This window comes from Mesorhizobium sp. B1-1-1, assembly GCF_006442955.1.
Classification (GTDB): Bacteria; Pseudomonadota; Alphaproteobacteria; order Rhizobiales; family Rhizobiaceae; genus Mesorhizobium.
On record NZ_VFWW01000001.1, the window covers coordinates 206,387 to 228,288 of the forward strand.

Consider the following 21,902-nt stretch of genomic DNA (forward strand, 5'->3'; position numbering starts at 1 on the left):
CGGGATGCAGGCTGCGAGCGGCGTCCTTACAAATGCGCCAAGACAAACAGTTAAAGCGGGTCTGCGGCCGGCCCGGCTCCGCTCTGCTGGAATTGGTGGCCGGCTTCTGCCTCGCCATCGGCGCCGCGGTGCCCTATGCCGCCGGCGCGCTCATCCTGTTCACGGTGGCGGCGAACCTGCTCGTCCTGCCCTTCTGGCGCCATCACGGGCCGCAAAGACAGGCGCTGAGGTCCGCCTTCCTGGTCAACATCGCCGTTATCGGCGGGCTGCTGCTGGCGGCGCGCCCCGGCTGATGGCCGGCGGCCAAAGCCGGCGGCCACGCCCTGGAAACCATTGTCAATGCAATCGCTTGACCGCCGCCCGGCGAATCCCGCACAGTGCGCGCAATCGACCTTGAGAGGCTGCCATGACTCGCTTCGCCCGCTCCGCCCTTGCCGCCCTGATCTCGCTCTGCACGCCATTTGGCACATCGCTTGGCTTCACCCAGGCGGCGCAAGCCGCCGATCTTGCCGTCTATTCTGACGAGGACAGCGGCATTTGCGGCGAAGCCTGGGTGCTGAACAAGATCACCAGCCGCTTCTCCTATCAGGTGCGGCACGTCCCGCACCTGCCGGATGTCGCGATCACCGATTTCCACCGCATCCACCAGCACCGCTACTTGCCGGCCAGCGAGGAATGGCCGATCGGCCGGCGCTATTGCGGCGCCACGGTCGCCCTGTCAGATGGCCGCGACCGCGCCATCTGGTACCTGATCGAGGAAGGCCAGGGCTTTGCCTCGATCGGCGACAATGTCGAATTCTGCGTCTCGGGCTTCGACCGCTGGATGGTCTACAACGGCCGCTGCCGCATCCTGCGCTAGCGGGCGGTTTCCAGTCTCGATTTCGTTAGAGCCTGCGGCTCAAGCCGCGGCCCTTTTCTGCGACTCGGGGTATCGGCCCTGACGAAAATATGTGCCGCGCGGCACGCGCCGACAATGTTTGCCAATCGCAGTGCTATTTCCTGCCTCGCGTCGCCTCGGCTTCACCGATGATCTTTCGAAGAAAGGCAACGTGACCGCGAAAAGCGCGGCGACCGATCGTCGTTGCTTTGATCCGTGTCCGCGGCCGCCGCCCGACGAAAAGCTTTTCAACATCGACGTAGCCCGCTTTGGCCAGCGTATCGAGATGCGCGCCGAGATTTCCGTCGGTGGTTTCGATCATGGCTTTCAGTTGCGTGAACTCCAGCGCCTCGCGTCTTTCCAGCGTGTTCAGGGCGGCCATGATCCTGAGACGCGTACTCTGATGGATGATGTCGTCGGCACTCATCAATTGGCTCCAATGCTGCGGACCTTGAGCTGTCACCCTACGGCTCTGCAGCTCGGGCAGTACTAACCATTCGCCTTTGTGAAAGACATCGAACACACTTGTCAGAATACTCTGGCATGCAGAGTAATCTGTCAATTCAGTGATGAAGCCAGGCTTGACAAGGTGATCGCCAGATCGGCGCATCGCATTGCACTTGTAATCCGAAGGGACCGGTCGCCTGCAAAAGATGATCATTCTCTATAAGCCGCAGCTCATGATATTCGCAGCCGAAGATCAATGCGCGAAGCTGCTTCCTGATCTTTGCAGCTTCATGGCAGGCGCGCCCACGCAGCGCATCGAGAATGTCGATGCCAAATTGCTGGCGATATCGGAAGATAACGCCATATTTTTGCGATGATGAGTGTGATCATGTGTCGATCGCAACGAAAATTTAAGCTGAGAAAATCATATCATTGCTTCGCTGGCTAGCGAGGCGCGAGTCAGATAAGCATGACACGCCGGGCCATTAACGGTCGTCGGCATAACGCAAGGGGCATCGCATGGCTAAGCAGTCATCAAAAGCGCCGGCATCCAAGGCACCGGCAAAGAAAGCACCTGTAAAAGCGGCGGCGGCGAAAGCCGCGACCGCGGTCAAGAAAGCAGCACCCGCTGCCAAGCCGAAGGCGGCAGCGCCGAAGGCAAAGGCGGCACCGGCCAAGAAGCCGGCAGCCAAGGCCGCCGCGAAACCGGCGGCGAAGAAGGCAGCGCCCGCCAAGGCCAGCGCCGCATCCGCAAAGAAGGCTGCACCGGCCAAGAAGGCCGCTCCGGCAAAGAAAGCCGCTCCGGCCAGGAAGCCGGCTGCCAAGGCCGCGACCAAGCCCGCTGCCAAGAAGGCAGCCCCTGCCAAGGCTCCGGCCAAGGCTGCCGCGGCGAAGTCTTCGGCACCGGTGAAGAAGGCGGCGCCAGCCGCCAAGAAAGCAGCGCCAGTGAAGGCCGCGAAGAAGTAGTCACGTTTCTTCGCGCCGGGGACCGTGTCGGCAGAAATGAGGGCAGGTGCCGTTGAGGCCTCGCGCCCTCTGCTCTGGCATTGGGGCGCAACGAGAGGGGCGGACGTCAGATATCTTTCGCAGCTCCCAGGACTTCGCCGCAGGGCGAAGTCCGGTGGGCTTTTTGTTGCGCGCTATCGTGCGGCGGCGGAACGATCGTTGGTCTTGTCCGGCCTGTCGGAGTGTTGCCGTCATCACATGTGGCGCATCCTGATCAAGGCGTACAAGAGACCAGGGCATGCAGGAGTGGTCGCCGGCTGCTGGCGGCTGGTTTTTCCGCTTCTGGCTGTTGCGCGGGGGAGGGCGCCCGGTCAACAGTGACGGGCTGCCAACAGGAACCCGATCATGCCGAAGCTGCTTTACGCCTCCACGTCCCCCTATAGTTCCAAGGTACGAATGGCGGCCCTTTATGCCGGCATCGCGGTCGACCTGGCGCCTGTCAAAACCGAAGACAAGCCGGCGGAACTGATCGGCGCCAATCCGCTGGGCAAGATCCCCGTGCTGGTGCTCGATGACGGCCGCTCGATCCACGACAGCCGAGCCATCACCCAGCAGCTCAACCGGATGTCGAAGAGCGCGCTGTTTCCGCGCAATCCCGACAAGCGGCTGGAAGCGGAAGTGCTGGAAGCGTTGGCGGACGGCATCTGCGACTGTGCGCTGTCGATGGTTTATGAGCGCCGCACGCGGCCCGAGGAGATGGTCTACCAGCCCTGGCTCGATCGCCAGTGGGCGAAGATCACCGCCGCGCTCGATCTACTCAACGCCAATCCGCCGAAACTGCCGAAGAAGATCACCGCCGGCCAGATGGCGCTGCGCGCCTGCCTTGGCTACCTGGCGCTGCGTTTCGCCGGGAAATGGGAAAAAGGCCGCAACCGGCTGGTCCGCTGGGCCGCGCGCTTCGATGAGAAATTCCCGGACCTGAAACCCTGCGTTCCCGCGTGAGCGGCCGACAATAAAAAAGCCGGGCGCGAGGCCCGGCTTCTTCGTGTCGTGGCTTGAACGACTTAGAACTTCATACCGACGCCGAAGGTGACGCGGTTGTCGGTGGCCTTGACCTTGCCGATGCCATCGAAGTCCTTGCTGCCGAAGTCGGTGTAGCGGTATTCGACGCGGCCGAACACATTGTCGGTCAGCTTGATGTCGGTACCAAGACCGGCGGTCCAGCCGATCATGGTGGCGCGGTCGCTGGCGCCGAGGACGCTGTCCTCCACCTTCAGGCTCCTGCCGGCGAGACCACCGGTGCCGTAGAGCAGGATTTCCGGGGTCACAGCGTAGCCGAGACGGGCACGCAGCGAGCCTTCGAAGCCGGCCTTGGAGTCGATGCCATTGTCGTCGCCCTTGACGCCGTTGTAGCCGAGTTCGGCTTCACCGCCGTAGACGAAGTTCTCCTGCTGCCACTGATAGCCGCCGAAGACGCTGCCGATGAAGCCCTTGGTATCGGTTTCAACGTCGAAATCCTTTTCCTTGGTACGGCCGCTGAAGCCATAGCCAAGATTAAGACCGGCATAGGGGCCGGCCCAGGACGCGACGGGCAGTTCGGCGACCGGGGCAGGGGCCGGCGGCTCTTCCTGGACCACATCGGCGGCATAGGCAGTTCCACTGAGGGCGAAGAGCCCGAGCGCTACGGCCAGCGGCCGTGCGAATTTGAGATTGGCTTGCATTGTTGTTTACTCCTTAAGCCACAGGACACAGGCTTGTTCTTACGATCGCCCATCAACCCGTCCGGGGGGTGAAACGGATCTGGCGTTCGTCGGTTCCAAATGTCGTGTCGAAATACGGCTGAAGCGAACCTGAACTTGGGTCATTCCCCGGCGCGAATGAGGCAGAAATTTGGCGTTGCATCTTCGCAACAGCGAAATGTCAGCAGATTGGCCGTGCTGCACCGCAGGTGGCTTGGTGCAAGGAGTCCAGCCTCCTATATTGTGTTGAGGCCGGCTCATTGCCGGCCGGCTCGAAATGCCGAACCGGCCGTTTCGCCACAATGTTGCCGCAGCTGCGAACGCCATTTAACGGGTGGCGGGCCATAATTTGCCGGCGCCCTCCTTCGCGCCGAAACCGAGGATTGACAACAGATGAGCAAAGCCACCGCGGCGCTGGTGACGGGCGGGGCAAAACGGATCGGTAGCGCGATTGTCGAGGATCTCGCCGCCCACGGTTTTGCCGTCGCCATTCACTGCAACCGCTCGCGCGATGACGCGGATGCGATTGCCCAGCGGATCAACCGCGCCGGCGGCCACGCCGCCGTGGTCGCCGCCGATCTGACCGACATGGCCGAGGTCGGCGACCTGGTCGGCCGCGCCGAAGCCGCGCTCGGGCCGATCTCGCTGCTGGTCAACAACGCTTCGCTGTTCGAGGACGATTCGGTCCTTGACTTCGACTGGCAGGGCTGGGACCGCCACTTCGCCATTCATGTGAAGACCCCGGCGCTGTTGGCGCAGAACTTTGCCCGGGCTCTGCCAGACGGGCAGGAGGGACTGATCGTCAACATGATCGACCAGCGTGTCTGGCGGCCGACGCCGCGCTACTTCTCCTATGCGCTGTCGAAGTCCGCCTTGTGGACGGCAACCCAGATGATGGCGCAGGCGCTCGGCCCGCGCATCCGCGTCAACGCCATCGGTCCCGGCCCGACCTTGAAGAACGCGCACCAGGACGACAGCGACTTTGCCGCGCAGCTCGCCGGTCTCATTTTGAAACGCGGCCCGCAATTGCCGGAATTCGGCGCCACAATCCGCTATCTCTGGGAAGCCCGCTCGGTTACCGGGCAGATGATCGCGCTTGATGGCGGCCAGCATCTTGCATGGCGCACGCCTGATGTGACAGGCATGACGGAATGAGTCCCGCAGAGCAGAAACACAAGGTGCGTGGCGGCGCCGACGACCTGCCTCCCGAAATCGACCTCGAGGACGAGGCGGCGGAGGAGATCGTCGAACCGGCCGGCCCGGACGTCGCCTTCACCGCCATCGACTGGACGCCGCATGCCGGCGATGCCGACGGCATGGTCGGCGCCGAAGTGATCCAGACGCTGGTCAAGCGGCTGCCCAATGCGCCGGGCGTCTACCGCATGATGAATGCCAATGGCGACGTGCTCTATGTCGGCAAGGCCCGCAGCCTGAAGAAGCGCGTCACCAATTACGCGCAAGGCCGCTTCCACACCAACCGCATCGGCCGCATGGTGCGCGAGACCGCGACGATGGAGTTCGTCGTCACCCGCACCGAGATCGAGGCGCTGCTGTTGGAGGCCAACCTCATCAAGCGGCTGCGGCCACGTTTCAACGTGCTGATGCGCGACGACAAGTCGTTTCCCTACATCCTCTTGACGGGCGACCATGTCTCGCCCGGCATCTACAAGCATCGCGGCGCCCGTTCGCGCAAAGGTGATTATTTCGGCCCCTTCGCTTCCGCGGGCGCGGTCGGCCGCACCATCAATTCCTTGCAGCGCGCCTTTCTCCTGAGGAGTTGCACCAACTCCTTCTACGAGAACCGCACGCGGCCTTGCCTGCTCTATCAGATCAAGCGCTGTGCCGGTCCGTGCACCGGCGAGATTTCGCATAGCGACTATGCCGAGCTGGTCGCCGAGGCGAAGGATTTTCTTTCCGGCCGCAGCCAGAAGGTGAAGACCGAGATTTCGGCCGCCATGCAGCAGGCCTCGCAAGACCTCGATTTCGAGCGCGCCGCCATCTATCGAGACCGGCTGGCGGCACTCTCGCACGTGCAGAGCCACCAGGGCATCAATCCGCAGACCGTCGACGAGGCCGATGTCTTCGCCATTCATCAGGAGGGCGGCCAGGTCTGCATCCAGGTGTTCTTCTTCCGCACCGGCCAGAACTGGGGCAACCGCGCCTATTTCCCGAAGGCCGATCCGGCGCTGGAAGGCGCAGAGGTGCTGGGCTCGTTCCTGGCGCAGTTCTATGACGACAAGCCGACGCCGCGGGCCATTCTGCTGTCGCACGCCGTGGAGGACCAGGAACTGTTGGCCGAGGCGCTCTCGACCCGCGCCGGCCGCAAAGTATCGATCTCGGTGCCGCAGCGCGGCGAGAAGAAGGACCTGACCGACAACGCGTTGCAAAATGCCCGCGAGGCGCTCGGCCGTCGGCTGGCCGAAACCTCGACGCAGGCCAGGTTGCTCGCCGGCTTCGCCGAGACCTTCGGGCTCGAAAAGCCGCCGGTGCGCATCGAGGTCTACGACAATTCGCACATCATGGGCACCAACGCCGTCGGCGCCATGGTCGTCGCCGGGCCGGAGGGTTTTGTGAAGAACCAGTACCGGAAATTCAATATCCGCTCGACCGAGATCACGCCCGGCGACGATTTCGGCATGATGCGCGAAGTGATGGAGCGGCGCTTTTCACGATTGCTCAAGGAGCATGGCGATGTGACGCCCAACGATGCCGCGGCAGGCGAGGCGGACAGCGATGAGGGCGACATGTCGGGCGGCTTCCCTGCCTGGCCCGACGTCATCCTGATCGATGGCGGCCAGGGCCAGATGAGCGCGGTGCGCAAGATCCTCGCCGATCTCGGCATCGAGGACCGGGTCGTGGCCATCGGCATCGCCAAGGGCCAGGACCGCGACGCGGGCCGCGAGCGCTTCTTCGTCAAGGGCAGGGACTCGTTTTCGCTGCCGGTACGCGATCCCGTGCTCTATTTTGTCCAGCGCCTGCGCGACGAGGTTCACCGTTTCGCCATCGGCTCGCACCGGGCTCGCCGCAAGAAGGAGATGGTCAAGAGCCCGCTCGACGAGATCGGCGGCATCGGCCCCAGCCGCAAGCGGGCGCTGCTGATGCATTTCGGCACCGCCAAGGCGGTCGGTCGCGCGGCAATCGAGGACCTGGTAAAGGTCGACGGCATTTCCGAGCAGGTGGCCAGACTGGTTTACAACCATTTTCACGAGAACTGATGCATGTCGCCCGAAAGCCACCGTCGGCTCCCGGGCGAAGCAAGGGGCGGCGCGGCGTAGCCCGCGAGATGACAAGATTGGCCTATTTTTGCTGGCCAATCGATTTTGGCCTGTTGACCCCCTACATCAGCTTCTGATTTGAGTACGCAGGCAGAAAGAGTTCCCCCGGATATGGCTCAGCGCGCGTTCAACCTTCCGAACATCCTCACCTACGCCCGCATTATCGCGGTGCCGCTGGTGGTGCTGTGCTTTTTCCTCGAGGGACATCTGAAGTCGAGCGACTTCGCCCGCTGGTCGGCGCTGATCATTTTCCTGCTGGCGTCCATCACCGATTATTTCGACGGCTATTTCGCCCGCGCCTGGAAGCAGACCTCGAACATCGGCAAGATGCTCGACCCCATTGCCGACAAACTGCTGGTCGCGACATGCCTGCTGCTGCTTGCCGCCGACACCGACCGCCATGCCGGCATTGCCGGCTGGTCGCTGTGGGCGGCGATCATCATCCTGTGCCGCGAAATCCTGGTTTCGGGCCTGCGCGAATATCTGGCGGCGCTCAAGGTCTCCGTGCCGGTGACGCAGCTTGCCAAATGGAAGACCACCATCCAGATGGTCGCTATCGCCTTCCTGCTCGCCGGTCCGGCCGGCGACAAGATTTTTCCGCTGACCACACAGACCGGCCTGGTGCTGTTGTGGATCGCGGCCCTGGTCACGCTTTACACCGGCTATGACTATTTCCGCGCCGGCCTCAAGCACATCATGGACGAATAGGATGACGAAGCTCATCTACTTCGCCTGGGTGCGGGAGCGAATCGGCAAGCCGGACGAAGACGTGGACTTGCCGCATAGCGTCGACACGGTCGCGGACCTGTTGCGCTGGCTGAAGTCGCGCGGCGAGGAATACGACCATGCGCTGCAATATCCCGACGTGATCCGCGTCGCCATCAACCAGGAACATGTCGAGCACGGCGAGAAGATAGCAGGCGCGCGCGAGATCGCGCTGTTTCCGCCGATGACCGGGGGCTGAGATGGCCGGCGCGGTCGTACCCGTCGTGCGCGTTCAGCGCCGAGATTTTGACGTTGCCGCCGAAATCGCCAGACTGACGCAAGGCCGCGCCGACATCGGCGCTGTGGTCACCTTCTCGGGCCTGTGCCGTGACGAGCAGGGGACGCTCTCGGCCCTTGAGCTCGAGCATTATCCGGGCATGGCCGAGGCCGAAATCGCCCGCATCGCGGCCGAAGCGGTTCAGCGCTGGCCGCTGCAGGGCATCACCGCCATCCACCGTCATGGCAAGATCCGGCCAGGCGAGAACATCGTGCTGGTGGTGGCGGCCTCCGTGCATCGGCAAGCCGCGTTCGAGGCGGCGAATTTCCTCATGGATTATCTGAAGTCGCAGGCTCCCTTCTGGAAAAAGGAGCATCATGCCGACGGCTCCGATGGCGGCTGGGTCGAGGCCAAGGAGAAAGACGAGCAGGCGGCAGGGCGCTGGAAAAGGCCACCGTCCGAATAATTTTGCATCAGCCACGCATTGACCGCAATCCTTTGGCCAATTCGTTGTTGGTCAGCCTGGGCTGTGGCCAGCCCGGGGAAGGGAGATGGTCGTGCTGGACAGGATAGCGGAGTTCTTCGTCTTCGGTTTCGTGCCTCTGGTCGTCGGTATACTGGCCGTGCCGGAACTCTCCGTGGCCGCCGAAAAAGCCCTGAAAGGCGAGGTGACCTACCGCGAGCGCATCGCTTTGCCGCCCAATGCCGTGCTCTCGGTCCAGCTTGCCGATGTCTCGTTGGCCGACGCGCCCGCCAAAATCGTCGGCGAACAGAAGCTGACGCCGGCAGGCCAGGTGCCGATCAGCTTTGCGGTCAAATTCGATCCGTCCCGGATCCAGCGGCGGATGACCTATGCGTTGCAGGCCCGCATCACCGTCGGCGACAGGCTCCTGTTCATCTCGGATGAGCGCCATCAAGTCGATCCGCTGACCGATGCGCCGCAAACAATCATGCTCAAGATGGTGACGCCAAGTCCCGAGCCCACTGCTTCCGTTCTCGATCAGCTTTGGCTTCTCGATTATGTCGACGGCGTAGCCATCACCGCATCGCAAGCGACATTCCGGGTGAGTGAAGCAGGCAAGGCCGACGGCAACGGTCCCTGCAACAGCTATTTTGCCACCGCCAACCTCGATGGCCAGAAGATCGCGATCAGCGACATCGGCTCGACCTACAAGGCCTGCGCGCCCGAGGTGATGGCGGAGGAAAAGGCGCTGTTCGAGGCTCTGGCAAAGGCGGCTTCGTATAAAGTCGATGCCGGCAAGTTGACCATCGCCGACGGGAACGGCCGCGAAATCCTGCGTTTCAGCGCCGCGAGCTGATGCCGTGAAAGGGCTGTCGGCGGAGGTCAGCCGCTCATTTTTTCGAACACGGCGCCATAGTGGTAGGGCGGCACCTCGACCAGCTCGATGAATTTGAGGCCGGCCGCCTCGACGGCCGTGATGGTCTGTTCCGGCGATATCCTCAATTCGGTCTTCGGTCCGCGGGGCTCGCCGAGCACCGTGGTTTGTTCACGCGGCTGCTGATGCCAGTTGACGACAACAAAGCGTCCGGCAGGGACGAGCGCTTCGCTAACGGCTCGCGCCAGCCGTGGCCGGTCCGGCACGCCGTGGAAGGCGTTTGCCATGAAGATGAAATCGACGGGGCGGGATATCAGGCTCGCGAGTTCATAGGCATCGCCCGCTACGAGATCGAAATTCCTCGTGCCGTTTTCATTGAGCCGGCGACGGGTGACGTCGAGCAGGTCGGTATCGATATCGATGCCGACGACATGGCGGGCGACCCTGGCGATGGGCAACGTAAACCAGCCGTCGCCACAGCAGAGGTCGGCCACCTCCATGCCCGGCTTCAGTCCCGTTGACGAAAGCACGGCACCGGGGTCGGGCCACAGCACCTCCCACCAGCCGCTCGATGGCATCTCGGTGCCCTGGAAGAAGCCGGGAATGGTGCTGGTCATGCTTCGCCGGCTCCCTGTGCCTGACCGACTTTAGCGCGGGCAAGGGTTCAACGGCAGTGCCGGATCGATCCGTTTCAATGAAAAAGGCCGGCAATCCGCCGGCCTTTTTCGGTCACAATGCCAGGGTCGGCTCAGCCGACGATCTCGGTGTCGGAGAACCAGTACTTGATCTCCTGCGCAGCGGTTTCCGGCGCGTCCGAACCGTGCACCGAATTCTCGCCGATCGACAGCGCATGCACCTTACGGATGGTGCCTTCGGCGGCGTTGGCCGGGTTGGTGGCGCCCATCACCTCACGGTTCCTGGCAATGGCGTTCTCGCCTTCCAGCACCTGCACGATCGTCGGCGCCGACGACATGAATTCCACCAGCTCGCCGAAGAACGGACGATCCTTGTGGACGGCGTAAAAACCTTCCGCCTCGCGGCGGCTCATCCAAACGCGGCGCGAAGCGATGACGCGCAGACCGGCATCTTCCAGCATCTTGGTGATAGCGCCGGTGAGATTGCGCCGCGTTGCGTCCGGCTTGATCATGGAAAAGGTGCGTTCGAGCGCCATTGGGTCGTCCTTGTCTGGTTGGATTGGGAGTGGCGGGCTCTATACAAGCCGGCCGGCTCATTGCCAAGAGGAAGTCGACAGAGGTGTCGACAGGGGAAGTCGACGCCATGCGCGTTTGCGTGCCGGGCCGATATCGGCGATGCCGCCAGCCCGAGATCGGACGGCTGCAATATTAGGCTTTGCTTGCTATAGTCACATGTCGGCGCCGCGCTGAGGTCGGCCCGGATGGAGACCATGACCATGACAGACGATCGCCAGGAGCGCATTCGCAGCCGCGCACATCATATCTGGCAGGAAGAAGGGCAACCGGCCGGACAGCATGAGCGCCATTGGCAACAGGCGACGGCCGACATCGACCAGGAGGATGCAGGGTCATCCGCGGTGAAGAAGCCAGCAAGAAAGGCGGCCGTCGCCGGCAAGGCAAAAACCGCGCCCAAAGAGGCCAAGACCGCCGCCAAGCCCGGCAAGCCAAAAAAGGCGGCTAAATAAGACCTGGCCATAGCGGAGCCGATGGCTCGTCGCTGGCCCTGCCGCAAGGTCAGGCGCTAAGGTTTCACGCGGCCGCCGCAACCGCCCGACCCAGCCCGCCATGCAGGTCGAGGCAGCGGGCGAACCACTGCGCCACGACATCGTGGTCGTCGAGCAATGGGTAGGGCGAGGCGATGCGTGCCCATTGCAGCGCGCCGAACACGATATAGTCGGCAAACAGGGGCGAATCTCCGCCTATGAATGGCTGATAGGCGAGCATCGAGCGCAGCGGCTCCAGGGAAGCCCTGAAATTGCCAAGCCCGGCATCCCGCGCGGCCATCACCTCTTCCAGGCTCTTGCCCAGGCGCTGCTCCCGGCTCTGGCGGAAATAGGCGGCGTTCTCCGTATCCTGCATGGCATAAAGGTCCATGATCGCGGCGGTGGTCACATAGGGATGGATGGTCAGTTGCGACCAGCGCTCGATGAAGCGCGCCATGGCCTTGCCGCCTTCGCCGCCAAACAGCGACGGCCGGTCCGGATAGGTTTCGTCGAGATAAAGCGCGATGGCGAAGGAATCCGCGACGACCGTCTCGCCGTCGCGGATCACCGGCACGAGTTTCGATGCGCCGCCCTCGACGCGGGGCACTTCGAGAAAACGTGTCGGCACCGCGCTGATCTCCAGCCCCTTATGCGCCAGCGCCATCGTCGCCTTCCAGCAATGCGGGCTGAAGGGGCGGGTGGCGTCGCGTCCGACGAGATCATAAAGCAGAATGGTCATTGGCGGCGGCTTCCTTGCGGTTTAGGTATCCCGCAACGCCTCGACACAGGCCGGCGGGAGAAAAGATGAAACGGCACTTCATGATGTTTGCGGCCTATAATCAATGGGCCAATGGCCGCATCTACGATGCCGCCGCCGATCTCGACGAAGAGGAATTCAATCGCGACGTCGGCGCTTTCTTCGGCTCGATGAAGGGCACGCTCAACCATCTCCTGGCCGCCGATCGCATCTGGATGAAGCGCTTTACCGGCGAGGGCGATGCGCCGACGGCGCTGGACGCCATACTGTACCAGGCGTTGCCGGGCCTGCGCATGGCGCGCGAGGCGGAGGACCGGCGGATCGTCGACTGGGTTGGCGGTTTGAGCGACAAGGCGCTGTCGGGCCGCTTTATATACATGACGGTATCGGACATGCGCACCGTCTCGCAACGGCTGGCTCCGGCGCTCGACCACGTCTTCAACCACCAGACCCACCACCGCGGCCAGGCCCATATGATCCTGACGGTTCTGGGCCGCCCTTCCGTGCAGCTCGATCTGGCGCATTTCCAGCGCACCGAGGAAGGGCGCGCATACGCCTGATTTCGGCCGCCGGCTGCGATAGAGCAGTTTTCACCGTTTCACGGAAACTGCGAACTGAGGGCCGAAAGACGTTGGAGCGCGTTATGACCGACGACGCGTGTTTTACAGATATTGGCCTTCCAACCGGGCCGCCTAAGTCTGCCGACCCGAAAAATTAGCTTTTCTAGTTTGCACGGAGCCGATTTCCCTAAAAAATATTTGACTGCAAGTCTTGATTCGTTTTGAGATTTGCTGGTCCGTTTGGGGGACGCGGTTAAATAAATGCATCGACGAAATTCTTCTCTGGGGTAGATGATTTTGTCGCAAATAGGGTGAAAGATTTGTCAAATATCGAGGATAAGACCGTTATCGAGCTGACCGCTGACATTGTCTCGGCCTATGTCGGCAACAACCCGCTGCCGGTTTCCGGCCTGCCTGACCTGATTGCCAGCGTCAGTGCCTCGGTGCGAAAGCTCGGAGGTGCCGTTGTCGCGGAAAGCCCAAGCCTGGTTCCTGCGGTGAACCCGAAGAAGTCGGTTTTTCCCGACTACATCGTCTGCCTGGAAGACGGCAAGAAGTTCAAGTCGCTCAAGCGGCACCTCAGGACGGACTATGGGCTGAGCCCGGATGAGTATCGCACCAAATGGGGCCTGCCGCCCGACTATCCGATGGTCGCTCCGAACTACTCAGCGACACGGTCAGCGCTGGCGAAGTCGACGGGACTTGGCCGCAAGCCGGCAGCGCCGGCCCCCGTGGCCAAGGCGACAAAGCGCGGCAAAGCCAGCGCCTGAGCGCGGCCGACCGCAGCCGGAAGCCTCTGAGCTGCGATGTTGACGGCGCCATTGCGCGCGCCGTTTTCATGCCTTGCGTGGCCAACCGGCCCGCAAGGTCTTGCGAAGCGCCGGTCTCCCGTGCAAAAGCGCGGCCATGCTTATCATCAACGACCTCTCGCTGCGCATGGCGGGGCGCTTGCTTCTCGACCATGCCTCGCTGACCTTGCCGGCCGGCACCAAGGCCGGACTTGTCGGCCGCAACGGTACCGGCAAGACCACGCTGTTCAAGGCCATAACAGGCGATTTCCCTTCCGAGACGGGCTCGATCAGCCTGCCGAAGAACACGCGGATCGGCCAGGTGGCGCAAGAAGCGCCCGGAACCGAGGAGCCGCTGATCGAGATCGTGCTCAAGGCCGACCTCGAGCGCACGGCGCTGCTCGAGGAGGAAAAGACGGCGACCGATCCGCACCGTATTGCCGACATCCATATGCGGCTGGCCGATATCGACGCGCATTCGGCCGAGTCGCGCGCCGCCACCATTCTCGCTGGTCTCGGCTTCGACGACGCCGCGCAGCGCCGTCCGGCCTCCTCATTTTCCGGCGGTTGGCGCATGCGCGTGGCACTCGCTGCCGTGCTGTTTTCCGAACCCGATCTTCTGCTGCTCGACGAGCCGACCAATTATCTCGATCTCGAAGGCACGCTGTGGCTTGAGAACTATGTTTCCAAATATCCGCACACGGTGCTGCTGATCTCGCACGATCGCGACCTGCTTAACCGCGCCGTCAATTCGATCGTCCATCTCGACCAGAAGAAGCTGACCTTCTGGCGCGGCGGCTACGATCAGTTCGAACGCCAGTACACCGAGCAGAAAGAACAGCAGGAAAAGGGCCGTATCAAGCAGGAAGCCGCCCGCAAGCATATGGAATCCTTCGTCGAGCGTTTTCGCGCAAAGGCATCCAAGGCAAGACAGGCTCAGTCCCGCATCAAGGCGCTTGAAAAGATGAAGCCGATCACGGCCATCGTGAACGACACGGTGCGGCCATTTTCTTTCCCGGAGCCGGTGAAGACGGTGGCCTCGCCGATCGTCGCGCTGAACAATGTCAATGTCGGCTATACACCCGGTGAGCCGATCCTGAAGAAGATGACCTTGCGCATCGATGCCGACGACCGCATCGCGCTGCTTGGCGCCAATGGCAACGGCAAGTCGACCTTTGCCAAGCTGCTCTCCGGCCGCCTGAAGCAGGAGACCGGCACCATGACCGTGGCGCCCGGGCTGAAGGTGGCGATCTTTGCACAGCACCAGCTCGACGATCTCAGGCCTGAGGAAAACGCCTATGAGCATGTTCGCAGGCTGATGCCGGAAGCGCCGGAATCGAAAGTGCGCGGCCGTGTCGCCCAGTTTGGGCTCACCACCGAAAAGATGAACACGGCGGCGAAAGACCTGTCCGGCGGCGAGAAGGCGCGGCTGTTGATGGGTTTGTCGGCCTTCGAGGGGCCGAACCTGTTCATCCTTGACGAGCCGACCAATCATCTCGACATCGACAGCCGCGAATCCTTGATCCATGCGCTGAATGAGTTCCCCGGCGCCGTCATCTTGATCTCGCACGACCGCCATCTCCTGGAAGCGACGGCGGACCGGCTGTGGCTGGTCAAGGATGGCGCCGTCAACCCCTATGACGGCGACCTCGAAGACTACAAGACGCTGGTCACAGGCGTGTCCGGCGACCGGCGCGAGCGGCGCGAGGCGGAAAAAGCCTCGAAGGCCGACCGCCGCCGCGAGGCGGCCCAGCGCCGCGCCGCCTTTGAGCCGCTGGCCAAGGAAATTCGCGCCACGGAAGCGCTGATGGACCGCATCCGCAAGCGCATCGACGGCATCGAGGACGAACTGGCCAACCCGGCGATCTACGAAAAGGATCCGTCGACGGCGACAAGGCTGGCGAAGGAGCGATCGCAACTCGCCCAGACGCTCGCCGGCCACGAGGAAAAATGGCTGACCATGTCGGCCGAGTATGAGGAAGGCACGGCGGAGTAGTTACCCTCCCCCTTGTGGGGAGGGTCGATCCGCGAAGCGGAGCGGGGTGGGGGTCTGCGCCACAACCCACCCCGGCGCTACGCGCCGACCCTCTCCTTCAAGGGGACGGTCAGATCTGGCCCTACACGCCTTGTTCGAAAACGGCTAAACAAGTGCCATGAACCAGCACGCCAGCCTTCGCATCGGCCATTCGGCCTGTCCGCATGATTGCCCGTCGACCTGCGCGCTCGAGGTCGAGTTGCTTGACGGCAACCGCATCGGCCGCGTCCATGGTGCCAAGTCCAACAGCTATACGGCCGGCGTCGTCTGCGCCAAGGTTGCTCGTTACGCCGACCGCGTCCACCATCCCGATCGCTTGCTGAAGCCGCTGGTGCGCAAAGGCGCCAAGGGCGAGGGCGCCTGGCAGGAAATAAGTTGGGAGGCGGCGCTGGACCTCGTCGCCGAAAAGTTCATCGCGGCCGAGGAAAAATACGGCTCGGAGACGGTCTGGCCCTATTTCTATGCCGGCACGATGGGGCTGGTGCAGCGCGACGGCATCGAGCGGCTGCGGCATGCGAAGAGATATTCGGGCTTCTTCGGCTCGATCTGCACCAACCTGGCCTGGACCGGCTGGATGATGGGGGCGGGCGCGCTGCGCGGTCCCGACCCGCGCGAAATGGTCAAGTCCGATTGCGTGGTGATCTGGGGCACCAATGCCGTGGTGACCCAAGTCAACGTCATGACCCACGCCATCAAGGCACGCAAGGAGCGCGGTGCCAGGATCGTGGTCATCGACGTCTATGAGAACGCCACGATGAAGCAGGCCGATATGGGCCTTGTCCTGAAGCCTGGCACCGATGGCGCGCTGGCTTGCGCGGTTATGCATGTGCTGTTCAGGGAAGGCTTGGCTGACCGCGCCTATCTCGAGAAATACACCGATGACCCGAAAGGTCTGGAAGCGCATCTGCGCACACGCTCACCCGAATGGGCGGCCGCGATCACCGGATTGACTGTGGCCGAGATAGAGAGTTTTGCCCGTCTCGTCGGCACGACCAGGAAAACCTATTTCCGCCTCGGCTACGGCTTTGCCCGCCAGCGCAACGGCGCGGTCAACATGCATGCCGCCTCCTGCATCGCCGCCGTCACCGGCGCCTGGCAATATGAGGGCGGCGGCGCCTTCCATTCCAATTCCGGCATCTTCAAGCTCAACCAGGAGGTGCTGGAGGGCACGCGCATGCGCGATCCCTCGATCCGCTTTCTCGATCATTCGCGCATCGGCCCGGTGCTGACGGGGGCGCCGGATGCGCTCTATGGCGGGCCGCCGGTGACGGCGCTGCTCATCCAGAACACCAACCCGGCCAATGTCGCGCCCGAGCAGCGGCTGGTGAAGCAGGGTTTCTTGCGTGAGGATCTGTTCACCTGCGTGCACGAGCAGTTCATGACCGACACGGCCAAGCTCGCCGACGTCGTGCTGCCGGCAACGATGTTCGTCGAGCATGACGACATCTACAAGGGCGGCGGCAACCAGCACATCACGCTCGGCCCGAAGCTGATCGAGCCGCCGGAAGGGCCGCGCACCAACCATTTCGTCATCGAGCAATTGGCTGAGCGCCTCGGAGTCGCCGACAGGCCGGGCTTCGGCCTCACCGAACAGCAGCATATCGACATCATCCTGGGCAAGCGCGGGTTGGGCAGCTTTGCCAGCCTGAAGGAGCAGAAATGGGTCGACCTGCAGCCGGATTTCGAAACCGCGCATTTCACCAAGGGCTTCGGCCATGCGGACGGCAAATTCCGCTTCCGCGCCGATTGGACCGGACAAGCCGCCCCCAATAGGCCGCCGAAAAGCATGGGCCTGTTCGGCCCGGTGGAGCAGTTGCCGCAATATCCTGATCATGTCGACCTGATCGAGGTTGCCGACGAGGCGCATCCGTTCCGGCTGGCTACGTCGCCGGCACGCAACTTCCTCAACTCGACCTTTTCCGAAACGCCGGTGTCGAAGGCCAAGGAAGGCCGGCCGGAATTGCTCTTGCATCCCGACGATGCCGCCGCACACGGTTTGGCAGAGGGCGATCGTGTCGAGGTCGGCAATGCGCGCGGCGAGGTGGTGCTGCATGCGAGGCTGTTCGACGGCATCAAGCGCGGCGTGGTGATCGCCGAAGGCATCTGGCCGAACAGCGCGCATGAGCGCGGCGAGGGCATCAACGTGCTGACTGGCGCCGATGCGCCCGCACCCTATGGCGGCGCGGCATTCCACGACAACAAGGTGTGGCTGCGCAAGGCAAGCTGAGCGGCCTCAGCTCATACCGGCAGGGTTTCGGCCGTCCTTTTTCTGTTCTGCCGGAGACGAATGTCGTCGGCGATCGCCTGGGCTTCGATTCCGATTTCGCGCAGCAGGCCGGTGACCGAATTGTGGAAGCCGACGAGATAAAGACCGAGTTCCGAAGCGCGCGCATTGACGCCGCTGGCGCCAGGCTCGACGCCGGGCTGGAGGAATTTGGCATAGGCTGGGCGGTAGCCGGTGGCGAAGATGATCGCGTCGAAGTCGCTGTGCCGACCATCGACGAAACGGGCGCCGCCTTCTGATATCTCGGCAATGTCGGGCGCGACCTTGATCGCGCCTTCGCGGATCTTACCGATGGTGCCGACATCGATCACCGGGATGCGCGACGCCAGGGATATCTGCTCCAGCAATCCCTGCTTGGGCCGTTTGAGCCCATATTTCTCCAGCCTGCCCAACACCAGATCGAGGATGATAGGAAAGACGGCGTCATTGACGCGTCGCGGCCCCAGGCGCGTCGCCATGCTGACGACCTGGATGGGCACCCCGAGCAGTTCGCGCGGCACGATATGGACGCCGCCGCGCACGGAGATCGTCGGATGCGCGCCGCCTTCTGCCAGGTCGAGCGCGATCTCGGCGCCGGTGTTGCCCATGCCGATGACCAGCACCGACTGGCCGGCAAACGGCGTGTTGTTGCGGTAATCCGCGCTGTGCAGACTTTTGCCCTTGAAACTGCCGGCGCCGGCGAATGCCGGCATCAGCGGCTCGGCATTGTATCCCGAGGCAATCACCACATGGGAAGCGCGTACGGTGCCTGATGTCGCTTCGACGCCCCAGCTTCTGCCCTGCCGGCGGATCGCACGCACCGCTTCTCCAAAGCGGGGCCGCAGATCGAAGCGTTGCGCATAGGTATCGAGGTATTCGACGAACAGATCACGTGGCACATAGCGCGGATAATGCCTGGGGAAGGGCACGAAGGGCAGGGATGAATAGCGCTTGGTCGTGTGCAGGTGGACGCGCTCGTAGTGGCGCCGCCAGGCGGGAGCGGGCTGCTGCTCTTTTTCAAGCAGGATGAAGTCGACCCCGGCCTGCCGCAGGCACGCGGCAACGGCCAGGCCCGCCGGCCCGGCACCGATGATCGCAACCGGGGTGGTGTCGTGCAAGCGCGCCTCCCGCCGCCAATTCGCGATGCGGAGAATGGCGAAAGCATGCCAGACATGCAACCTGATAGCTCATCCCGGCAGCGGCACCGTCAGGCCGACCTTGACGCGGTCCATGGCCACGAAGGTGCGGAATTTGCGGACATTGTTGCTGTTGAAGAACAGGCGCCGCGTCAGCGCCTCATAGGCGCTCATGTCGGCCACCGTGATGGCCAGGATGAAGTCGGCCTCGCCTGTCACATAGTAGCACTGCTGGACTTCCGGCGCCGCCAGGAATTGCCGCTTGGCCGCGTCGATCAGTTCGGTGCGTTCGCTTTCGAGTTCGACCTCGACGAAGATGGTGATGGGCTGGCCGACCGCCGCCGGTTCGATGACCGCGACATTGGCCGCGATGACGCCGGTCTGTTGCATGCGCTTGATACGGCGCTGCACCGCCGGCGCCGACAGGTTCACGGCCTCGCCGATCAGTCGCTGCGGCGTCGTGTTGTCCTTCTGCAGCACGGCGAGAATGGCGAGGTCGAAACTGTCGAGCGAGGCTGGCAACGCGGGCAATGGCATGTCCTGAGGAAACAAACTTGCATTTCGGGGCCTTGAATACAGCGCTTTTTGCGCCTGCCTTGCAATATAGTCTCGTTGTCAGCCAAGGAGGCCTTGATGTTCCTGCTCAACCGCAATGCCTTGCACGGCAGCCCACTCGATCCGGTCGACGCCGAAACGCTTGGGGTTGCGGGGGCCGACGCGGCCGAGCGTTTCCTGTCCCATCGCGACAATCATCAGGAGACGCCGCTGCATGCGCTGCCGGCGCTGGCCGCCGAACTGGGCATTGGCGCCATCCACCTCAAGGATGAGGGTTTTCGCCTCGGCCTCGGTAGCTTCAAGGCGCTTGGGGGCGCTTATGCCGTCGTTCATCTGGTGCTGGAGGAAGCCGGCCGCCGGCTTGGCAGGCCGCTCGGCATCGCCGATCTCGATCAGCCCGATGTCAGGGCGGTCGCCGCCACCATGACGATGGCTTGCGCGACCGACGGCAATCACGGCCGCTCGGTGGCACAGGGCGCGCGGCTTGTCGGCGCGAGGGCGGCGATCTTCGTCCATGCCGGCGTCAGCGACGAGCGCATCACGGCTATCGCCCGCTACGGCGCCGAGATGATCCGCGTCGACGGCAACTACGATGATTCGGTCAGGCAAGCCGCACGCGTCGCGACGGACAAGGGCTGGACCGTCGTGTCCGATACGTCGTGGCCGGGCTATGAGCGCATTCCAGGCCTCGTCATGCAAGGCTACACCGCGATCATGCGCGAGGCGCTGCGCCAGCTCGGCGAACCGCCCACCCACGTCTTCGTCCAGGCCGGGGTCGGCGGCATTGCCGCTGCCCTGGCTGGCCATCTCGCCATCGTGCTCGGTGATGCCAGGCCGGTCTTCACCGTGGTCGAGCCCGCACGTGCCGCTTGTATCTTGGGCGCCGCCAGGGCTGGCCATCCTGTCAAGATCGCGCATGGCGAAGCGACTGTCATGGCGATGCTCGAATGCTACGAGGCGTCGCCTGTCGCCTGGCGCGTGCTGGCGCGTGCCGCCGACACCTTCATGACCGTCGACGAGGAGGATGCGGTCGCTGTGATGCGGAGGCTTGCGCGGCCGGCCGGCGGCGATCCGGCCATCGTTGCCGGCGAAAGCGGCGGGGTCGGCCTGGCCGGACTGATCCGGGCGCTGGCCGACAACAAGGCCGAACTCGGCCTCGACCGGCTCTCGCGGGTGCTGGTCGTCAACACCGAAGGCGCAACCGATCCCAGGCGTTATGCCGAACTCGTCGGCGTGGCCGCCGCGGACGTGCTTGCGGGCAAGGTACTTTCTGGAGCAACGCCATGATCTCGGTCGACGCGCGGCGGCTGCTTGGCCGTATTCGGGACCTCGGCGCCATCGGCCGCGACGGCGAGGGCCGGCTGGTGCGGCTTGCCGCCTCGGACGCCGACCGGCAGGGCCGCGACCGCTTCGTCGGCTGGTTGCGCGAGGCGGGGCTCGAAGTCGCCATCGACCGCATGGGCAATATCTTCGGCATCTGGCGGACGCCTGGGAATGCCGGGCAGGCGCCGATCCTGATAGGCTCGCATATCGATACGGTCATAGATGCCGGCATTTATGACGGCTGCTACGGCGTGCTGGCCGGGCTGGAGGCAATCGAGACACTGAAGGCGTCAGGCTTTGTCCTGTCGCGCCCGTTGGCCGTCGCCGCCTTCACCAATGAGGAAGGCGTGCGCTATTCCCCCGACATGATGGGCTCGCTGGTTCATGCCGGCGGTGTTGCGATCGACGAGGCGCTGGCGGCCGTGGGGACGGACGGCAGCGTGCTCGGGCAGCAACTGGCGCGCATCGGCTATGCCGGCGACGAGCAGCCGGGCTTCCTCAAGCCGCATACCTATCTCGAACTGCATATCGAGCAGGGCCCGGTGCTGGAGCGCGAAGGCGTGCCGATCGGCGCGGTGGAAAACCTGCAAGGCATCTCCTGGCAGCGCATCACCATCGACGGGGTCGCCAACCATGCCGGCACCACGCCGATGTCGATGCGCAGCGACGCCGGCCATGCGGCCGCCCGTGTCGTCGCCTTCCTGCACGATCGTGCCAAGGCTTCGAACACGCCGACCGTCGCCACCGTCGGCACGATGCGTTTCGAGCCCAACGCCATCAACGTCATTCCCTCGCGAGCGGTCTTCACCATCGACCTGCGCGATCCTTTCGAGCACCAGTTGCAGGCGGAGGAAGCAGCACTCGCCGCTCACCTCGAAGAACTCGCCGCCGCCGAAGGCGTGACGATCTCGGTCGAGCGGCTGGCGCGCTTCGAGCCGGTGATCTTCGACAGCCGCATCGTGGAGCTGATCGAGGCCGCTGCCATCAGTCGCGGGCTGGTTTCGAAGCGCATGACGTCCGGCGCCGGCCATGATGCGCAGATGATGGCGCGTATCGCACCTGCCGCGATGATCTTCGTGCCGAGCGCCGGCGGCATCAGCCATAATCCGCGCGAATACACCGAGGATACCGAGCTCGTCGCCGGCGCCAACATTCTGCTCGATGTCGTCACCCGACTTGCAACCTAGTTTGAGAGGGGCGGAGAA

At 63.5% G+C, this 21,902-nt stretch carries 25 protein-coding genes; 18 read left to right on the forward strand and 7 right to left on the reverse strand.

Translation table 11 applies throughout. The features are described from left to right. Positions 1 to 32 precede the first annotated feature (32 nt). Both FJ986_RS01010 and FJ986_RS01015 read left to right on the forward strand, forming a co-directional pair. Positions 33 to 293 carry a DoxX family protein gene (locus FJ986_RS01010; protein ID WP_181168496.1) on the forward strand — a complete coding sequence of 87 codons (261 nt, stop codon included), beginning with the start codon at positions 33 to 35 and terminating at the stop codon, positions 291 to 293. Positions 294 to 406: 113 nt separating this feature from the next. Continuing rightward, positions 407 to 859: a hypothetical protein gene (locus FJ986_RS01015; RefSeq protein ID WP_140494414.1), complete on the forward strand. Its 453-nt coding sequence runs from the start codon at positions 407 to 409 to the stop codon at positions 857 to 859. Positions 860 to 992: 133 nt separating this feature from the next. Here FJ986_RS01015 and FJ986_RS01020 read toward each other — a convergent pair whose 3' ends face one another. Next, on the reverse strand, positions 993 to 1,304 hold the full coding sequence (locus tag FJ986_RS01020; protein ID WP_140584483.1) for a transcriptional regulator: 312 nt from the start codon (positions 1,302 to 1,304) through the stop codon (positions 993 to 995). A gap of 226 nt (positions 1,305 to 1,530) precedes the next feature. Between FJ986_RS01020 and FJ986_RS30340 the strand changes: the two genes are divergently transcribed. From FJ986_RS30340 to FJ986_RS01030, 3 genes are all read left to right on the forward strand, one after another. Next, entirely contained in the window at positions 1,531 to 1,701 is a 171-nt protein-coding gene (locus FJ986_RS30340; RefSeq protein WP_181171800.1) for a hypothetical protein, read from the forward strand. 142 nt (positions 1,702 to 1,843) lie between these two features. Next, on the forward strand, positions 1,844 to 2,290 hold the full coding sequence (locus FJ986_RS01025; RefSeq protein WP_140657910.1) for a histone: 447 nt from the start codon (positions 1,844 to 1,846) through the stop codon (positions 2,288 to 2,290). A 384-nt stretch (positions 2,291 to 2,674) separates the two neighbouring features. Then, complete coding sequence (locus tag FJ986_RS01030) at positions 2,675 to 3,271, forward strand: glutathione S-transferase family protein (protein ID WP_140494408.1); 597 nt, start codon at positions 2,675 to 2,677, stop codon at positions 3,269 to 3,271. A 62-nt stretch (positions 3,272 to 3,333) separates the two neighbouring features. On the opposite strand, the gene FJ986_RS01035 is transcribed toward FJ986_RS01030, so the two are convergent. Then, the gene (locus FJ986_RS01035) at positions 3,334 to 3,990 is read right to left on the reverse strand and encodes an outer membrane protein (RefSeq protein WP_140673189.1); all 657 of its coding nucleotides are present in this window, start codon (positions 3,988 to 3,990) and stop codon (positions 3,334 to 3,336) included. 411 nt (positions 3,991 to 4,401) lie between these two features. Here FJ986_RS01035 and FJ986_RS01040 point away from each other — a divergent pair, with 411 nt between their 5' ends. The 6 genes from FJ986_RS01040 (at position 4,402) to FJ986_RS01065 (ending at position 9,584) form a co-directional block, all read left to right on the forward strand. After that, positions 4,402 to 5,163, forward strand: coding sequence for an SDR family oxidoreductase (locus FJ986_RS01040; protein ID WP_140670137.1), 762 nt, complete (start codon positions 4,402 to 4,404; stop codon positions 5,161 to 5,163). Then, positions 5,160 to 7,223 carry an excinuclease ABC subunit UvrC gene (gene uvrC / locus FJ986_RS01045; RefSeq protein ID WP_140673191.1) on the forward strand — a complete coding sequence of 688 codons (2,064 nt, stop codon included), beginning with the start codon at positions 5,160 to 5,162 and terminating at the stop codon, positions 7,221 to 7,223. The genes FJ986_RS01040 and uvrC overlap by 4 nt, the downstream gene beginning before the upstream one ends. A gap of 171 nt (positions 7,224 to 7,394) precedes the next feature. Continuing rightward, the gene (pgsA, locus tag FJ986_RS01050) at positions 7,395 to 7,991 is read left to right on the forward strand and encodes a CDP-diacylglycerol--glycerol-3-phosphate 3-phosphatidyltransferase (protein ID WP_140494400.1); all 597 of its coding nucleotides are present in this window, start codon (positions 7,395 to 7,397) and stop codon (positions 7,989 to 7,991) included. A gap of 1 nt (position 7,992) precedes the next feature. After that, positions 7,993 to 8,247 (forward strand): molybdopterin converting factor subunit 1, encoded by a 255-nt coding sequence (gene moaD, locus FJ986_RS01055; protein WP_140673193.1) that lies wholly within the window; start codon positions 7,993 to 7,995, stop codon positions 8,245 to 8,247. A gap of 1 nt (position 8,248) precedes the next feature. Further along, a complete protein-coding gene (locus FJ986_RS01060) occupies positions 8,249 to 8,731 on the forward strand; it encodes a molybdenum cofactor biosynthesis protein MoaE (RefSeq protein WP_140673195.1) in 483 nt (160 codons plus the stop codon). Between the two features lie 85 nt (positions 8,732 to 8,816). Continuing rightward, positions 8,817 to 9,584 (forward strand): YbaY family lipoprotein, encoded by a 768-nt coding sequence (locus FJ986_RS01065; RefSeq protein ID WP_224519189.1) that lies wholly within the window; start codon positions 8,817 to 8,819, stop codon positions 9,582 to 9,584. A 26-nt stretch (positions 9,585 to 9,610) separates the two neighbouring features. On the opposite strand, the gene FJ986_RS01070 is transcribed toward FJ986_RS01065, so the two are convergent. Both FJ986_RS01070 and ndk read right to left on the reverse strand, forming a co-directional pair. Further along, positions 9,611 to 10,219: a class I SAM-dependent methyltransferase gene (locus FJ986_RS01070; RefSeq protein ID WP_140520628.1), complete on the reverse strand. Its 609-nt coding sequence runs from the start codon at positions 10,217 to 10,219 to the stop codon at positions 9,611 to 9,613. Positions 10,220 to 10,350: 131 nt separating this feature from the next. Beyond that, entirely contained in the window at positions 10,351 to 10,773 is a 423-nt protein-coding gene (gene ndk, locus FJ986_RS01075) for a nucleoside-diphosphate kinase (protein WP_010915217.1), read from the reverse strand. Positions 10,774 to 11,013: 240 nt separating this feature from the next. On the opposite strand from ndk, the gene FJ986_RS01080 reads away from it, so the two are divergent. Further along, a complete protein-coding gene (locus FJ986_RS01080; RefSeq protein ID WP_226880360.1) occupies positions 11,014 to 11,262 on the forward strand; it encodes a DUF2934 domain-containing protein in 249 nt (82 codons plus the stop codon). 64 nt (positions 11,263 to 11,326) lie between these two features. On the opposite strand, the gene FJ986_RS01085 is transcribed toward FJ986_RS01080, so the two are convergent. Continuing rightward, positions 11,327 to 12,019 carry a glutathione S-transferase family protein gene (locus FJ986_RS01085; protein ID WP_140673197.1) on the reverse strand — a complete coding sequence of 231 codons (693 nt, stop codon included), beginning with the start codon at positions 12,017 to 12,019 and terminating at the stop codon, positions 11,327 to 11,329. Positions 12,020 to 12,084: 65 nt separating this feature from the next. Between FJ986_RS01085 and FJ986_RS01090 the strand changes: the two genes are divergently transcribed. The 4 genes from FJ986_RS01090 to FJ986_RS01105 all read left to right on the forward strand — a co-directional run bounded on the left by FJ986_RS01090 (position 12,085) and on the right by FJ986_RS01105 (position 17,647). Next, the gene (locus tag FJ986_RS01090; protein WP_140494383.1) at positions 12,085 to 12,597 is read left to right on the forward strand and encodes a DinB family protein; all 513 of its coding nucleotides are present in this window, start codon (positions 12,085 to 12,087) and stop codon (positions 12,595 to 12,597) included. 320 nt (positions 12,598 to 12,917) lie between these two features. Beyond that, the gene (locus FJ986_RS01095) at positions 12,918 to 13,367 is read left to right on the forward strand and encodes a MucR family transcriptional regulator (protein ID WP_140494381.1); all 450 of its coding nucleotides are present in this window, start codon (positions 12,918 to 12,920) and stop codon (positions 13,365 to 13,367) included. Positions 13,368 to 13,503: 136 nt separating this feature from the next. Further along, positions 13,504 to 15,381: an ABC-F family ATP-binding cassette domain-containing protein gene (locus FJ986_RS01100; protein WP_140494379.1), complete on the forward strand. Its 1,878-nt coding sequence runs from the start codon at positions 13,504 to 13,506 to the stop codon at positions 15,379 to 15,381. A 157-nt stretch (positions 15,382 to 15,538) separates the two neighbouring features. Continuing rightward, the gene (locus FJ986_RS01105) at positions 15,539 to 17,647 is read left to right on the forward strand and encodes a molybdopterin oxidoreductase family protein (protein WP_140673199.1); all 2,109 of its coding nucleotides are present in this window, start codon (positions 15,539 to 15,541) and stop codon (positions 17,645 to 17,647) included. Between the two features lie 11 nt (positions 17,648 to 17,658). Here FJ986_RS01105 and FJ986_RS01110 read toward each other — a convergent pair whose 3' ends face one another. Both FJ986_RS01110 and FJ986_RS01115 read right to left on the reverse strand, forming a co-directional pair. After that, the gene (locus tag FJ986_RS01110; RefSeq protein WP_140673201.1) at positions 17,659 to 18,801 is read right to left on the reverse strand and encodes an NAD(P)/FAD-dependent oxidoreductase; all 1,143 of its coding nucleotides are present in this window, start codon (positions 18,799 to 18,801) and stop codon (positions 17,659 to 17,661) included. A 69-nt stretch (positions 18,802 to 18,870) separates the two neighbouring features. After that, on the reverse strand, positions 18,871 to 19,356 hold the full coding sequence (locus FJ986_RS01115; protein WP_181165174.1) for an Lrp/AsnC family transcriptional regulator: 486 nt from the start codon (positions 19,354 to 19,356) through the stop codon (positions 18,871 to 18,873). Between the two features lie 96 nt (positions 19,357 to 19,452). Here FJ986_RS01115 and FJ986_RS01120 point away from each other — a divergent pair, with 96 nt between their 5' ends. Both FJ986_RS01120 and FJ986_RS01125 read left to right on the forward strand, forming a co-directional pair. Then, a complete protein-coding gene (locus FJ986_RS01120) occupies positions 19,453 to 20,661 on the forward strand; it encodes a diaminopropionate ammonia-lyase (protein WP_140565079.1) in 1,209 nt (402 codons plus the stop codon). Beyond that, positions 20,658 to 21,884 (forward strand): Zn-dependent hydrolase, encoded by a 1,227-nt coding sequence (locus tag FJ986_RS01125; protein WP_140673203.1) that lies wholly within the window; start codon positions 20,658 to 20,660, stop codon positions 21,882 to 21,884. The genes FJ986_RS01120 and FJ986_RS01125 overlap by 4 nt, the downstream gene beginning before the upstream one ends. Positions 21,885 to 21,902: the final 18 nt, after the last annotated feature.